The organism is Streptomyces sp. NBC_01210, from assembly GCF_036010325.1.
Classification (GTDB): domain Bacteria; phylum Actinomycetota; class Actinomycetes; order Streptomycetales; family Streptomycetaceae; genus Streptomyces.
In genome coordinates, this window is the sequence record NZ_CP108549.1 from 7,355,145 (window position 1) to 7,370,204 (window position 15,060).

General features: G+C 68.3%; 11 protein-coding genes and 1 pseudogene. 6 read left to right on the plus strand and 6 right to left on the minus strand.

The window, feature by feature from the left end; all coding sequences use genetic code 11:
* Positions 1 to 200 precede the first annotated feature (200 nt).
* Positions 201 to 995: an SDR family oxidoreductase gene (locus OG735_RS33095; RefSeq protein ID WP_442812636.1), complete on the plus strand. Its 795-nt coding sequence runs from the start codon at positions 201 to 203 to the stop codon at positions 993 to 995.
* A 395-nt stretch (positions 996 to 1,390) separates the two neighbouring features.
* Here OG735_RS33095 and OG735_RS33100 read toward each other — a convergent pair whose 3' ends face one another.
* Complete coding sequence (locus tag OG735_RS33100) at positions 1,391 to 3,313, minus strand: glycoside hydrolase family 15 protein (protein WP_327326811.1); 1,923 nt, start codon at positions 3,311 to 3,313, stop codon at positions 1,391 to 1,393.
* Between the two features lie 847 nt (positions 3,314 to 4,160).
* Positions 4,161 to 4,520 (minus strand): ArsR/SmtB family transcription factor, encoded by a 360-nt coding sequence (locus OG735_RS33105; protein WP_327326812.1) that lies wholly within the window; start codon positions 4,518 to 4,520, stop codon positions 4,161 to 4,163.
* A gap of 111 nt (positions 4,521 to 4,631) precedes the next feature.
* On the opposite strand from OG735_RS33105, the gene OG735_RS33110 reads away from it, so the two are divergent.
* On the plus strand, positions 4,632 to 6,011 hold the full coding sequence (locus OG735_RS33110; RefSeq protein ID WP_327326813.1) for an NAD(P)-binding domain-containing protein: 1,380 nt from the start codon (positions 4,632 to 4,634) through the stop codon (positions 6,009 to 6,011).
* A 146-nt stretch (positions 6,012 to 6,157) separates the two neighbouring features.
* Here OG735_RS33110 and OG735_RS33115 read toward each other — a convergent pair whose 3' ends face one another.
* Complete coding sequence (locus OG735_RS33115) at positions 6,158 to 6,349, minus strand: hypothetical protein (protein WP_327326814.1); 192 nt, start codon at positions 6,347 to 6,349, stop codon at positions 6,158 to 6,160.
* 164 nt (positions 6,350 to 6,513) lie between these two features.
* Here OG735_RS33115 and OG735_RS33120 point away from each other — a divergent pair, with 164 nt between their 5' ends.
* Positions 6,514 to 7,647, plus strand: coding sequence for a glutathione-independent formaldehyde dehydrogenase (locus OG735_RS33120; RefSeq protein WP_327326815.1), 1,134 nt, complete (start codon positions 6,514 to 6,516; stop codon positions 7,645 to 7,647).
* A 203-nt stretch (positions 7,648 to 7,850) separates the two neighbouring features.
* On the opposite strand, the gene OG735_RS33125 is transcribed toward OG735_RS33120, so the two are convergent.
* Complete coding sequence (locus tag OG735_RS33125; protein WP_327326816.1) at positions 7,851 to 9,614, minus strand: MOSC and FAD-binding oxidoreductase domain-containing protein; 1,764 nt, start codon at positions 9,612 to 9,614, stop codon at positions 7,851 to 7,853.
* A 526-nt stretch (positions 9,615 to 10,140) separates the two neighbouring features.
* Between OG735_RS33125 and OG735_RS33130 the strand changes: the two genes are divergently transcribed.
* On the plus strand, positions 10,141 to 11,640 hold the full coding sequence (locus tag OG735_RS33130; RefSeq protein WP_327326817.1) for an IPT/TIG domain-containing protein: 1,500 nt from the start codon (positions 10,141 to 10,143) through the stop codon (positions 11,638 to 11,640).
* On the opposite strand, the gene OG735_RS42105 is transcribed toward OG735_RS33130, so the two are convergent.
* Positions 11,625 to 12,131, minus strand: coding sequence for a DUF6191 domain-containing protein (locus OG735_RS42105; protein WP_442812531.1), 507 nt, complete (start codon positions 12,129 to 12,131; stop codon positions 11,625 to 11,627). The two genes, OG735_RS33130 and OG735_RS42105, sit on opposite strands and share 16 nt — an antisense overlap.
* A gap of 224 nt (positions 12,132 to 12,355) precedes the next feature.
* Here OG735_RS42105 and OG735_RS33135 point away from each other — a divergent pair.
* A pseudogene (locus OG735_RS33135) lies at positions 12,356 to 12,549 on the plus strand (SulP family inorganic anion transporter); the annotation flags it as partial.
* A gap of 32 nt (positions 12,550 to 12,581) precedes the next feature.
* On the opposite strand, the gene OG735_RS33140 reads toward OG735_RS33135, so the two are convergent.
* Entirely contained in the window at positions 12,582 to 13,721 is a 1,140-nt protein-coding gene (locus OG735_RS33140) for a magnesium and cobalt transport protein CorA (RefSeq protein ID WP_327326818.1), read from the minus strand.
* A 158-nt stretch (positions 13,722 to 13,879) separates the two neighbouring features.
* On the opposite strand from OG735_RS33140, the gene OG735_RS33145 reads away from it, so the two are divergent.
* Positions 13,880 to 15,001: a winged helix DNA-binding domain-containing protein gene (locus OG735_RS33145; RefSeq protein WP_327326819.1), complete on the plus strand. Its 1,122-nt coding sequence runs from the start codon at positions 13,880 to 13,882 to the stop codon at positions 14,999 to 15,001.
* Positions 15,002 to 15,060: the final 59 nt, after the last annotated feature.

Genomic DNA, 15,060 nt, shown 5'->3' on the forward strand with positions numbered 1-15,060 from the left:
CCACTGGTCCGACCGGGCGAAGTTGCTCCGCCGGGCAGCCCAACGTCAGCTCGCCTGAGGTGCCGCGTCCCGCCACCGGTGATTCTCTGACGCCGGTACTCGACCGGGCCGCGGGCCGGCGGACCGGGGGCCACGCAGCCAGGAGGCAGGCAATCGTGAATTCCACCGCGGGTGTACCCCAGGGCGTGATCCCGGCGCATCTGCTGAAGGGGCAGAAGGCACTGGTCACTGGCGCCAACTCCGGAATCGGCATGGCGACGGCCATCGGTCTTGGCCGGGCCGGCGCCGACGTGGTCGTGAACTATGTGGCCGATCGTGCGGCCGCCGAGCAAGTGGTCAAGGAGATCGCCTCGTTCGGGGTGCGCGCGGCGGCGTACGAGGCGGACGTGTCCCAGGAGGACCAGGTCGTCGGCATGATGGACCGGATGGTCCAGGAGTTCGGGACGATCGACATCCTGGTCGCCAACGCCGGTCTGCAGCGCGACGCCCCGTTCACGGAGATGACCCTCGCCCAGTGGCAGAAGGTGCTGGACGTCAACCTGACGGGTCAGTTCCTGTGCGCCCGGGAGGCGACGAAGGAGTTCCTGCGGCGCGGGGTCGTCCCGGAGGTGTCGAGCGCGGCAGGGAAGATCATCTGCATGAGCTCGGTGCACCAGCTCATCCCGTGGGCGGGGCACGTCAACTACGCCTCCTCCAAGGGCGGCGTACAGATGATGATGGAGACACTGGCGCAGGAACTCGCACCGCAGAAGATCCGTGTGAACGCGGTCGCCCCGGGAGCCATCAAGACGCCGATCAACCGCAGCGCCTGGGAGACGCCGGAGGCCCAGGAGGAGCTGCTGCGGCTCATCCCGTACAAGCGCATCGGCGACCCCCAGGACATCGCCCATGCCGTCGTCGGCCTTGCCTCCGACCTCATGGACTACGTGGTGGGAACCACCCTCTATGTGGACGGCGGGATGACCCTCTTCCCCGGCTTCGCCACCGGCGGCTGAGGTTCCCCCGATCTCCCTGCGCCATCCCGAGCAGCAAAGGCAGGTATGGCCGACCGTCGTCGGTCCGCTGCTCGACCACGTCAGACCGACGGACAAGACGCGACGGATCCCCCTACCCCGGCAGCGACATCCTCTTCGGCAGGTCACTCGTCCGGCACACCCTGGCGGCCCGGTACGCGCAGGGCAGCCGTTTCCTGGTGCGGCCCGCCTCCGAGCCGCTCCCGCCGGAGCACGACACCCTGTACGCGATACGGGCCGACGGCCGGCCCGACCCGGTCACCGAGACGCAGGCGGTCACTCCCCGACAAGGCGACACCGTCGCACTCCCCGGCCCCTCCCCGCCAGGCCCGGCGGCTGCCGCCCCCGGCAGCGGCTTCCGTACCGGGTATCGACGGTCAGCCGCCGACGTTCGCCCGGTCCCCGATCGGCACCGTCGAGATGGGAGCCCGGTTCGCCGTACCGAGCGGGATCGAAGTACCGGTCTCCCGCGCCCGGTTCAAGGTCGCGTCCAGGGTGATGGCCGCGTCGATGAGTGCCAGATGGGTGAACGCCTGTGGGAAGTTGCCCAGTTGTCGACCCGTCAGGTCGATCTCCTCCGAGTACAGGCCCAGATGGTTGGCGTACGTCAGCATCTTCTCCAGAACGAGTCTGGCCTGATCGGTCCGTCCGGCCCGGGCAAGGGCATCGACGTACATGAACGTGCAGAGGGAGAAGGTCCCTTCGGAGCCGCGCAGCCCGTCGGGCGAGGCTTCGGGGTTGTAGCGGTAGACCAGGCTGTCGGTGACCAGCTCCCGGTCCATCGCGTCCAGAGTGGATGTCCACATGGGGTCGTCGGGGGTGATGAAGCCCACCGTCGGCATCCGCAGCAGCGAGGAGTCGAGCACATCGCTGCCGTAGTGCTGGACGAAGGCGTTGCGCTCCGGGTCCCAGCCCCGCGTCAGGACCTGCTCGTAGATCTTGTTCCGCTCACTGCTCCAGCGGTCGAGCGCGGCCGGTCGGCCGCTGGCGGCCGCGAGCCGCAGCGCGCGGTCGAAGGCGACCCAGGACATCACCCGGCCGTAGGTGAAGTCCTTGCGGCCGCCCCGGCCCTCCCACAGGCCCTCCCCGGCCTGGTCCCAGTGATCGGTGAGCCAGTCGAGGATCGTGTGCAGCGAGGTCCAGCCCCGGTGGTCCAGCTGGATACCGCGCTGGTGCGCGAAGAATATGCTGTCCAGCGCCTCGCCGTAGATGTCCAGTTGCAGCTGCTGGGCGGCGCCGTTGCCGATGCGCACCGGCGCGGAGCGCTGGTACCCCTCCCAGTGCTCCAGGACCTCCTCGACGAGGTCGGAGGAGCCGTCGACCCGGTACATGATGTTCAGCGGTCCTGTGTCACCGTCACTGCCGGCCTTTTCCTTCACCCGGTCGCGCAGCCAGCCGATGAACGCGGTCGCCTCCTCCTTGAACCCCAGTCCCAGCAGGGCGTACACGGAGAACGAGGCGTCGCGGATCCAGGTGAACCGGTAGTCCCAGTTGCGCTCGCCGCCCAGTTGCTCGGGGAGCCCCGCCGTCGGGGCCGCCACCAGGGCGCCGCTGGGTGCGTACGTCATCAGCTTCAGCGTCACGGCGGAGCGCTCCACCGCCTCCCGCCACCGGCCCGAGTACCGGGACTGGCCGAGCCAGGACCGCCAGTACTGGATGGTGTTGTCGAAGAGCTGCTGGAACTCGGTGAGGCGGATCTCGCGCGGCGGTCCGCCGGCGGACGACTCCATGACCAGGCCCCGCTGCTGACCCGCGTGCAGGGTCACCGAGAAGTGCAGATCCCGTTCGCCCGTGAGGGAGCTCAGCAGCCGCTCGTCCTCCGGTTCGCGGACCGCGTGGACGGTCAGTTCCAGATCCTCCGCGGTGAACACCGCTCCGTGGTCGGTGATGTGCAGCGTGTGCGGTTTGCGGCCGTAGTCGAATCGGGGGGCGATGTCGATCTCGAAGGTCATGCTGCCGCGCACGCATCGGAGCATGCGGACCAGACGGTGGCGAGGGGTGGCCGTCTGCCCGGTCACCGGCATGAAGTCGACCACCTCGCCGGCGCCCGACTCCGTCATGAACCGGGTCACGAGAATCGCGGTGTCGGGAAGGTACAGCTGCTTTGTGGCGTAGGTCTTGGTTGCCGGGGCGACCGTGAAATGCCCGCCCTTTTCACGGTCCAGCAGAGCGCCGAACACGCTTGGCGAGTCGAAGCGCGGACAGCAGAACCAGTCGATCGTCCCGTCGGTGGTCACCAGCGCCGCGGTCTGCAGATCACCGATCAGGCCGTGGTTCTCGATCAGCGGGTAGTCGTCCATTGTGAGCCCCTTCCGGCCCGGGCCAAAGACGCACGGCCGCTCGACCCCCCCAGGTACGGCTCGGCAGCATCGCGGACATCAACCTCATGTGCCGTTGAGCCGATCCGGTGCCACCCGGTCAGCTTAAGCAAGGAACTCCCCACGGGCCTGCCGAGCCGGTCCGAACCTGACCTTTTGAGCGGCGGAAACACAGCGCGGACCCGGAAGCGCGCAATTCCGGGAAGCCCGGACAGCGTCCTGTTTCTGCGCCCGCCGGGGTGCGGCATTGGCGTGGATGTCGAAGGCCGCATTCCAGAGCTGAACCCGGAGGGTGCCCCGTGCTGTTGTGGGCCTTCGCGTTTCAGCTGCGGCACCGCGCCTGGCGCAAGGGCTGTCGCGCCATCTGCACACGGCTGGGCCGACGTTGGCCGACTATGCCCGCCCGCGCGTTCGCCCGGCGAACTTCGGCCTGCTGCCGACGAAGCCGGTGGGCCGGCTGAGCACCATGGGCGTCTGCGTCGCCGGCTCGGGCAGGGCGCGGGATCAGCGGCAGCAGTGTCGACCGGCTCGCCACGACACCCGCCCGGCACAGGCAGCTCCGGCTACGCAGCTGCTCACCGCGGGGCGGACCGGTGACAGTTGCCCGGGAGGGAGCCGAGCAGCTCGGTGATGTGGGTGTCGGTCTCGAGAGCATCGGGGCGTTGGGAACCCGGGGAATTCCGCGGCGTACAGCTGCACACCGTGGACCGCCCCTCCCCTCCCGTAAGACGTGCCCCTCCCGTATGACTTCGCCGGGCAGCGCGTGATCGTGGTCGGCGCTCCCTCGGCGGCGAGGACTGACCGCCGGGCGCATGTCGGCGGGGCATGATCAACGACTGGCGGACAGCAGGCCGGCCATGGCGGCCAGCACCTCAGGGGCCACCCGGTAGTACACCCAGGTCCCGCGTCGCTCGGAGGTCAGAAGTCCGGCCTCTTTGAGCTTCTTCAGATGGTGGGAGACGGTCGGCTGGGACACGCCGACGTCGGAGATGTCGCACACGCAGGCCTCCCCGCCCGCGTGCGAGGCGACGAGTGAGAAGAGCCGGAGCCGCACGGGGTCGCCTAGAGCCTTGAACATCGCGGCGGTGCGCACGGCCTCCTCGGCTGTCAGTGGACGCTCGGTCAGTGGCGGGCAGCACGGTGCCACGGACTCCGGCTCCAGGAGCGGCAGCGTGTTCGTAGTCGGCATGCGTCCATTGTTCCTGCGAGTTCGACAAATGTCTATGTTGACGCATGTCGATACAGGGCTCATGCTGACTCCATCGGACATCGATAAACGTCGAAACAAAGGAGAGTCGTCGTGACTGCGCCCGCCATCACTGAGCTGCCCGTCGTCGTGATCGGGGCCGGCCCTGTAGGCCTGGCCGCCGCTGCCCACCTGATCGAGCGCGGCCTGGAACCGCTGGTCCTGGAAGCCGGACCGGCCGCTGGCAACGCCGTGCGGGAGTGGTCGCACGTGCGGCTCTTCTCCCCCTGGGGCGAGGTCGTGGACCCGGCCGCCGAGAAGCTGCTCGCTCCCACCGGCTGGGTGCGCCCGGACGGCGCGACGTACCCGACCGGCGGTGACTGGGCCGAGCGGTACCTCCAGCCGCTGGCTGACGCCCTCGGCGACACGGTCCGTTACGGCGCGACCGTCACCGGCGTCGCCAGGGCCGGCCGTGACCGCATCGTCGACTCCGGGCGCGACGAGCAGCCGTTCACGGTGCACCTGACCACGGCGGACGGCCGGGAGGAGCGAATCGCCGCCCGCGCGGTACTCGACGCCTCCGGCACATGGACGACCCCCGGCCCGATCGGCGCCGACGGCCTGCCCGCCATCGGCGAGCGCGCGGCTGCCGACCGGATCTCCTACCGCGTCCCTGACCTCCGCGACACGGCCGTACGCGCCCGTTTCGCCGGCAAGCGCACTGCTGTCGTGGGCTCCGGCGCCTCCGCATTCACCGCCCTTGCCGCCCTCGCCGACCTTGCGAAGGGTGAACCCGGTACTCACACGATGTGGATCCTGCGCCGGGGAATCGGTGCCCATACCTACGGCGGCGGCGAAGCGGACCAGCTCCCCGCTCGCGGCGCCCTGGGGCTCGCCGCGAAGGCCGCGGTCGAGGCAGGGCGCGCGAGCGCGGTCACCGGCTTTCGCACGGTAGTCGTCGAGCGTGATGGCGACGGGTGTGATGGCGACGGGCGTCTGGTGCTGGTGGCGGAGGACGGCCGCCGCACCGAGCAGGTCGACGAGGTCATCGTTCTGACCGGCTTCCGCCCCGACCTGTCGTTCCTCTCCGAGGTCCGCCTCGGCCTGGATGAGCGTCTCCAGGCTCCGACCTCGCTGGCGCCGCTGATCGACCCCAATGTCCACTCATGCGGCACGGTCCACCCGCACGGCGTGAACGAGCTGTCCCACCCGGAGAAGGGTGTCTATCTGGTCGGTATGAAGTCCTACGGCCGCGCGCCGACGTTCCTGGCCATGACCGGCTACGAGCAGATCCGCTCCATCGCCGCGGCCCTCGCCGGCGACCGGGAGGCCGCTGAGCGTGTCGAACTCACCCTGCCCGAGACCGGAGTCTGCGGTGGCGCCGGACTCTTCGACAAGCCCGAAGCCGGCGAGACCTCCGGCGGGGGCTGCTGTGCCGCGCCGACCACCCTGCAGATCGGCATCGGCGCCCCAGTGGCCACGGGCGGTAGCTGACCGTCGTGACCGAGGCGCACGCATGCGCGGCCTCGACCGGAACAGGGCGTGACCGTCACGGGGGGCCGGGGAACGAGCGGCAGGGGCGTGATCGTGAAAAAGGGAGGCCCTGGGCGTCTGGGCGGATCACCGTGCGGGCACCGGGGTCAGCGGTCGGCGATGTCCTCGCGGAGGCCGTCGGAGAACTCCCACCACGACAGTGGAAGCCAGTCGCCGTTGACAAAGGCATCGACAGTCGCGCCGCGACCGCGTACCGCCACCGTCGTTCCGGGCGGGTACGTGGTGCCGGACAGTCCGGGTACTGGGACGAGCAGGGTCCCGAGCCGTTGTGCTGCCATTTTCTCGCCCTCCTTTTCCCGGTGCGACACCAGGCCTGACATTCCTCCCGAGCGTAGCGGGTTGTCTGTTGGCGCAGGTCGGAGAATCATGAGAGATAGGTCACGCGAAATAGAGCGGACGGGGGGAGGAATTGTACGTGCATTGCCGAGCGGAGGTGCCAGTCATGAAAGCCGTCGTGTACAAGGGACCGTTCTCCGTGGCGGTCGAAGACGTTGAAAAGCCAAAGATCCAGCACGCGAACGATGTGATCGTACGGGTCACCTCCACCGCGATCTGCGGCTCCGATCTGCACATGTATGAAGGCCGTACTGCCGCCGAGCCCGGCATAGTCTTCGGCCACGAGAACATGGGAATCATCGAGGAAACCGGCCAGGGCGTCACTTCGCTCAAGAACGGCGACCGCGTGGTTATGCCCTTCAATGTCGCCTGCGGGTTCTGCACCAATTGTGTCGAGGGATTCACCGGATTCTGTCAGACCGTCAATCCCGGCTTCGCGGGCGGCGCTTACGGCTATGTCGCCATGGGGCCCTGGCCGGGCGGCCAGGCGGAATACCTACGCGTTCCCTACGCCGATTTCAACTGCCTGAAGCTGCCGCCGGGAAACGAGCACGAGACCGACTTCATGCTGCTCGCCGACATCTTCCCCACCGGCTACCACGGCTGTGAACTCGCCCAGGTCCGCCCGGGTGAGAGCGTCGCGGTGTACGGCGGCGGGCCGGTCGGGCTCATGGCCGCCTACTCGGCCCTGCTGCGCGGCGCGAGGAAGGTGTTCGTCGTGGACCGGGTTCCCGAGCGGCTGGAGAAGGCCCGGGAGATCGGCGCGATTCCGATCAACTTCGCCGAGGGCGATGCCGTGGAGCAGATCAAGGAGCAGACCGAGGGTGTCGGCACGGACAAGGGCGTGGACGCCGTCGGCTATCAGGCGATGGCGCACGGCGCTGAGCGCGAGGAACCGGCGACCGTCCTTAACTCGCTCGTCGGTACGGTCCGGGCCACGGGAGCCCTCGGCGTGCCCGGCCTCTACGTCCCGGCCGATCCCGGAGGCCCTGACGAGCAGGCCAAGCACGGCATGCTCCTCGTCTCGATCGGCAAGCTCTTCGAGAAGGGCCTGCGGATGGGTACGGGGCAGTGCAACGTGAAGCGCTACAACCGGTACCTGCGCGACATGATCATAGAGGGCAGGGCGAAGCCGAGCTTCGTCGTCTCGCATGAACTGCCCCTGGACCAGGCGCCGTCGGCGTACGACAAGTTCGACAAGCGGATCGAGGGCTACACGAAGGTCGTGCTGCACCCGTAGTGGAAGGTCCGACCGCAGCGTCGTATGAACTGGGTGGGCACGCCCCAGGTCCCCGGACCTGGGGCGTGCCCACCTGCTCCGGCCTACTGGGATTCGTCGTGGCCCGGTCGTGAGCTGCCCGGAGGAACCGATGCCGACCGGCGTCGGCGCGAACAGACAAGGTCTTCATGCCAAATGGGCCGGCCCGTGCCGCTGCTGGCCGACTAGAGGTCGAGGACGACTTCGGTGGTCGGTTTGCTGCAGCAGACGAGGATGGTGCCGGCTTCGGGGAGCTCGAGAGGGTGGGTGCTGTAGGTGATGTCGCCTGCCACGAGGTGGGTGATGCAGGTGTGGCAGACGCCAGTGCGACAGGCCCAGCGTGTGGGGATGTCGCAGGCTTCGGCGAGATCGAGAAGTGACGCGTGAGCGGGTGACCATGGGGTGGTGATGCCGCTGCGGGCGAAGGTGATGAGGGGGCCGGTGCCCGGTGCACCGGGTGGTTGGTGCGGCCGGATCGCGGCCGTGGGCATGACGCCGGGATTGATGGCGGGGAGGGCGCTGAACTGTTCCCTATGGATCCGCTCGGGGCGCAGGCCGTGATCGCGCAGGTAACCGCCGAGGTCGTCCATGAAGGCGGGCGGTCCGCAGAGGTAGCCGTCGGCGTCGGTGGGAATGCCCATGGCCGCGAGTGATCGGGCGGTCGGACGCCCCTGGGTGATGTGGGGCTCGTCGAGATGTGGGGCGGCTTCGGCGGTGTAGTAGATGTACCCGTGGGCGTTGGGGAGTTGCGTCAGGAGCGCGTGGACCTCGTCCGCGAACGGGTGGTGGGCGCTGTCGTGGGCGGTGTGGATCCACCAGATGGGGCGTTGGTCTCGTGTGGCGGCGAGTCGGTGGAGCATGGCGAGCACGGGAGTGGCACCGATCCCTGCGGAGATGAGGACGATCGGGCGGGTGCCTTCTTCGAGTACGAACGTTCCGCGGGGGCTGGCGATGTCCACGAGGTCCCCGGGGTGAAGCGCGGCATGGATGTAGCTGCTGACTTTCCCGTGGGGCTCGTGCTTGACGCTGATGCGGTAGGTGCTGGCTGTGGGCGCGGAGGACAGTGAGTAGCTGCGCACTGCGGGGGCGGCATCGCCGATGGCGAGGCGGATGGAGAGGTACTGGCCCGGGCGGGCCTCGGGCAGTGGTCTGTTGTCGGTGGTGTCGAGGTAGATGGATGAGACGGTGGGAGTCTCGGGGACGATGCGGGCGACGCGCATGGTCTTGAAGCCCGGCCAGCCCGGCTCTTCTCTGGGCTGCTGGGTGCCGGTGAGTTCGCCCGGCCATCCCGGTTCCTGTTTGGGCTGGTCGGCGGCGGCGAGTTCACGGAAGGACTGCTGCCATCCGGGGCTGAGGGCGGGGATGTTCAGTGCTTTGCGCAGCTTCGCAGGGTCGCGGTCGGGGAGGTAGAGCAGTGCGTCGGTTTCGGCGACGCTGAGTTCTTCGGGGCCCTTGCGGGTCAGGGTGATCTCGTCGCCGGCCTGGACGCGTCCCTCGGCGAGGACGCGCAGGTAGAAGCCGGGGCGGTGGTGGGCGACCAGGAGGGAGGCCATGGCGGGTTCGCCCAGGCGCATGCCGACGCGGTAGCAGGTGACGCGCGGCTGGGTGACTTCGAACTCGGCTTCGCCGATGCGGTACCGGTCGCCGATGCACACGTCGTCGTCGGGCATGCCGTCGACGGTGAAGTTCTCCCCGAAGCTCCCGAAGGTCAGGTCGTCGCGACCCAGTTGCTTTTGCCAGTACTGGTAGGACTGCAGCTGGTAGACGAGGACGGCACGGATTTCTCCGCCGTGCCCGGCCAGGTCACCTTGGCCGTCTCCGTCGATGTTCAGCCGCCGCACCATCCGGGGGCCGTGCACGGGGGACTTCCAGGCTCCGGTGTGGACGGTCCTTTCCTGCCAGGAGACGTCCTTGGGCATTCCTACGTTGACGGACAGCAGCGTCGCCATTGCGGACCTCCTGCGGGCGGGCCGGGGCAGCCCCTCATGGCGCTGTGATCTTGCGCTCGGGCCGGTACTGGTTTTTGTGCCGGTGCCGCCGCGATTCCTTGACCACGAATCGAAGGGTGCATTCGCTGAGATTCTTTGAACGGAGGGACGGGCACGGAAGGCCATGCCCATCGTTTTTCCTGCCTGTGCCCGCGCTTCCATCATGGCTGACCGAACCGCTCTGGGACCAATTCGCGGTCCTGCTGCCCGAGCGGCCTGGGCCGCCGCCCCGGGCACGCACGCGGACACCGCAGCTCTGGCGACCGCGCTGCGCACCTGGCTCAGCGAACCGCACACACGTATGGCGAACGGCCAACAAGGTGAACCTGGTCAACCCGAAGGCAGAAAAGCACCGGGCAACGCAGAGGGGAGGTCTGATGGTGCGCGATCCGATCTGACGGTCGGTTCGGCACGGATCTGCCCTGATGCTGCCGAAAAGGCCGTCCCGCCTCCGCACCGGCAAAACATCCGAGGAGCAGGAACGACGATGGCACCCGACCCGACAATCACCCAGGTGACCATGACCCTGGCTGCCCTTGCAGCCACCGGGGCCACCCCGCGTCCGTCCGGGGAAACCCTGGAGCAACAGACCGAACGAATCATCACCGGCATCGACGCGCAACTGAGCGATCCCAGCCTTGCGACGCAGGGCGCGTGGAAGCTGGTGTGGCTCGCCCTGAGCCAGGCCAACGCCAATATGGCCTACATCGCACAGAGCACCAACGGCTCGAACGAGTTCGTCGTGGTCGCTCGCGGAACGGACGCCGATCTGACCGACATCCTCGAGGACCTCGATGTCGGCACGGTCGTCCCGTTCCCCGAAAGCGGATCGCCGAAGCCCATCGCCGTTTCCAAGGGGGCGATGGATGCGTTCCAACGGGTTGTCAACGCCCGCTCGATCGCCTCACCCTCCCCGAACGCCACGCTCAATCAGGCGCTCTCCGTCGCGCTGAAGTCGGCGCCCTCCTCGCCTCAGCCGACCGTCTATCTGACCGGTCACAGCCTGGGCGGTTGCATCGCCACCATGCTCGCGCCGTACCTGCAGGCACAGACCTGGACGAAACAGCCGAAGTTCGCGGTGATCACCTATGCCGCTCCCACCGCCGGCGCGCAGAGCTTCGTCGACTACTTCGACTCCGTGCCGTGGGTCATCGACGAGCGCCAGAACAACGCCTACGACCTGGTACCGCACGCGTGGGCCGATCTCGACACCACCGCCGGCTGGTACCCGAGCCCGGGACCGCAGGCGACCGAAGAAGTGAAGCTGCTCATCGGGGCGATCGCCAAGCGCACCAAGGGCAACGTCTACGTCCAGCCCGGCACGCTCCGCCCGATGAACACCAGATACACGAGCCTTGCCAAGAACCTGGTCAACAAGACCACCCAGGACTTCCTCGGCCAGGTCGCCTTCCAGCACGCCAACTCCACCTACCTGGACCTGGTGGGGGCGCCTCCCCTCCCTTCCGGGCCGGTGGTGACCGACGTGACCCCCACCTTCGGCGCACCGGGCGCCACGGTGACCATCAACGGCACCGGTTTCAGTCCGGACAGCATGGTCGACTTCGGGCACTTCGCCTGCACCAAGCGCGACATCGACCCCTCCGGCATGAGGATCACCGCTCAGGTCCCCAACGGAACCGGCGTCGTCCACATCCGCGTCACCAACACCCTCGGCACCTCCCCGGCCGTCGCGATGGGGCAGTTCGCCTATGGCGGACCCGCACCTGTGGTGGTCAGTGCGGTCAGCCCGACCAGCGGAAAGGTCGGCACCCTGGTCACCATCAGCGGCTCGGGCTTCGCCGATGGCGCCACCGTGCACTTCAAGGACAAGGCATCCGATTCGGTCAAGTTCGTCTCCACCGGACAGATCACCGCAACCGCGCCCGGTCAGCTCGACGACCACCAGACGGTGAACGTCACCGTGACGGTCGGCAAGGCCACCTCTCCCACCAGCCCGGCCGACGAATTCACCTACACCGGACGGTAGCGTCCGCACGTCCCGTTCCCGGGGTGGCCTTCGAGCAGCCCCGGGCCCTTGCCGCCGACCGCTCGAACCGTGCCCGGGCGAGGGATCGCCGCAGGACCGTTCGCCCTGCGGCGAGCAGGCCACGGAGCTGTGCGGCACGGCCGAGCAGCTGCTGGTGTGCCGTCGGGTGGAGTGTCGACGCTCCCTGGAAGAACGATGAACGCGGTGCCGCTGACAAGGTCAATGCTGGAGCGCGGCGGCGCGCCATCGCACTCGTCGTGCCGAAGGAGCATCTCGACTCGTCGCTGCTCCAGTTCCGCGGTCTTGTTCCCGTTCACGACGGCGGTGAACTCGTCGAACGCAGTTGTGGACAACGACCGACCTGTGCGCCTGCGCAGCCACGGAATCACGCCCAGTCCTGTGAACCAATTCCACAGACCCTCTGTCAGGGCGAGGGCAGCCATCAGGCACATGAATGCCGGGAACGAAACGGCCCACATCGTCACCATCATCAGTTGGTTCCCCTCGCGGCGCAGTCAGTCAGTTCCAGGGGAGAGCCATTGGGCGGCGGAGCTATCGAGACACGGAGATGGGGAGAATTCGCATCGGCAGCCATAGATTCATGCTGTTCGGTGGCGTAGCTGAGCGCCTCCTCCTCGAGAAGCATCGGCCTCCGCCGTCAGAGGGAGGAGGGCTCGGTTCGAGCGTCCAGAGGGCGTGGACGCGAACGCAGCAGTCCCTTGCCGACGGCATGACGGTGGGCAGAAGCATGATCCGGACAAGGAGTTGTTCGGGCAGGGCATCGCGCATCTGGCGGCGACGCCGCTGTTCGGCGGTGTCCCGGCGACGGCGGCCATCGCCCGTACGGCGGTCAATGTCCATACCGGTGCGGGCTCCGGGCTCGCGGTGCTCACACATTCTCCACAGCTCCCCAGCGAGCGCAGAGCGCTGCGGATGGCAGTCTAGAGCCAGTCGCGGCGCTTGAAGATGAAGTACAGACTGACGCAGACGACCGCCATCAGCAGGATCGCGAACGGATACCCCGCCGCCCACTTCAGCTCCGGCATCGTCTCGAAGTTCATGCCGTAAATCGTTCCCACGAGTGTGGGAGCAAAGAGAATGGCGGCCCACGAAGAGATCTTCTTGATCTCCTCGTTCTGCTCGAAGCCGGCCTCCGCCAGCGCCCGCATCTCCGCGTTCTGCTGCTGCGTCACCAGCGTCGCGTTGACCGTGAGGATGTCCGCCAGCGCCTGGCGGAAGCCGTCCACGCGCTCGCTGGTGTGCGTGACATGGTCGGCGACGTCGCGCAGATAGCGCTGGAGCTCCTCGTCCGTGCCGTACTTGGCGAAGCCCGCCATCAGGCCGTGGAGCATGCCGACCAGGGGGCGGGTGGCGCGCTGGAACTCGACCATTTCGCGGGAGAGTTCGTAGATACGGCGGGACACCGCCGGGTCACCGCCGAACACCTCGGTCTCGATCTCGTCGATGTCGTTCTGCACGCCCGCGACAACCGGGGCGTAGCCGTCGACGACCGCGTCCAGGATCGCGTACAGCACCGCCTCCGGGCCGAGCGCGAGAAGTTCGGGAGTCTTCTCCATCCGGTTGCGTACGGCCGACAGGTCCGGGGCTGCTCCGTGGCGGACCGTGATCAGGAAGTCCTTGCCGACGAAGGCATGCAGCTCGCCGAAGTCGACCTCCTCCTGGGCGTCGAGATAGCGGGCGGCGCGCAGCACCACGAACAAGGTGTCGCCGTACCGCTCCAGCTTCGGGCGCTGGTGGGCCTCAAGAGCGTCCTCGACGGCGAGTTCATGGAGGTCGAACTCCGCGGCCAGCGAGAGGAGTTCGGCCTCGGACGGGCGGTGCAGCCCGATCCATGCCATGCCGTCCCGGTACTCACGCAGCTGACGGAAGGTCTCGGCGAGCGAGTCCGGCGTCGAGACGCGGCGTCCGTCGCGGTAGAGCGCGGCCTGGACGACGCTGCCCTGGTCCTTGTGTACGGGGGAGGGGGCGGGCGGCTCGGCGGCCGCGGGGGCTTGTGGCGGCGGGCTCGCGGGCGGCAGTGGGCGGCGGCGCCATTGGTGCCTCTTCGAGGAGCGTGGCATCGCGGTCTCACCTCCCACCTCGAACGTCTGCGGCTTGCGCCGGTATGGCCTCGGAGCAGGATATCCGGGCCGAATTGCCCTGGCATGACGGGGTGGCGGCCCAGGCGTACCACCATTGCGGACAGAAGTTGTCCGCAAGCCTGGGTAGCGTGTGGCGCATGGCCTCGAAGACGACGAACCCCGTACTCGGCAACCGCGCGCTGAACCGCGCCACGCTGGACCGTCAGCTCCTGCTGCGCCGCGCCCCCAAGTCCGCGATGTCCGTCAAGGGCGCCGTCGAGCACCTCGTCGGCCTCCAGGCGCAGAACGTGAAGCCCCCGTACTACGCGCTCGCCGCCCGCCTGGACGGCTTCGACCCCGAGGAGCTCTCCGCGCTGATGGCTTCCCGCGACGTCGCCCGCCTGGTCACCATGCGCTCCACCATTCACACGCACTCCGCCGACGACTGCCTCACGTTGCGGCCGCTGGTCCAGGCGGCGCGCGACCGGGAGCTCACGCAGTTCCGCAAGGGCCTGGCCGGGGTCGACCTGGACCGGCTCGGCGCCCTCGCCCGCGAGCTGGTCGAGGAGCAGCCGCGGACCATGAAGGAGCTGCGCGAGGCTCTGCTGAAGGAGTGGCCGGAAGCCGATCCGTTCGCACTCTCCGTCGCCGCCCGCTGTGTACTGCCGCTGGTGCAGGTCACCCCGCGTGGGCTGTGGGGCAGAAGCGGCCAGGTCACGTTGACCACCGCCGAGCACTGGTTCGGCAGGGCGACCGAGCCGGTGCCCGCGCCCGACGGCACGGTGCTCCGCTATCTCGCCGCCTTCGGGCCCGCATCGGTCAAGGACATGCAGATGTGGTCCGGACTGACCCGGATGCGGGAGGTCTTCGAGCGGCTCCGGCCGCAGCTGGCCGTTTTCCAGGACGAGAAGGGCGTCGAGCTCTTCGACCTCCCCGACGCGCCCCGCCCCGACGCCGACACCCCCGCGCCGCCCCGCTTCCTCCCCGAGTTCGACAATCTGCTGCTCTCGCACGCCGACCGCAGCCGGGTGGTGACCGAGGAGTACAAGGCGCGCACCTGGAAGGGCAACATGGCCTACTGCACCTTCCTCGTCGACGGGTACCTGGCAGGCATCTGGCAGCTGGCCGAGACCAAGGAGCTCGCGACCCTGACCGTGCAGGCCTTCGGAAAGCTGACCCGATCGCAGTGCGACGCGCTGGCCGAGGAGGGGGAGCGGATGCTCACCACCATGACCTCGGCCACCGCGCACGACATCCGCTTCGGGACCTTCAGCGAGTAGACCCTGGCCCGTCATGTTGTAGCCCGATGCCATCGACACGGGGTACTGACGCGCTCCTT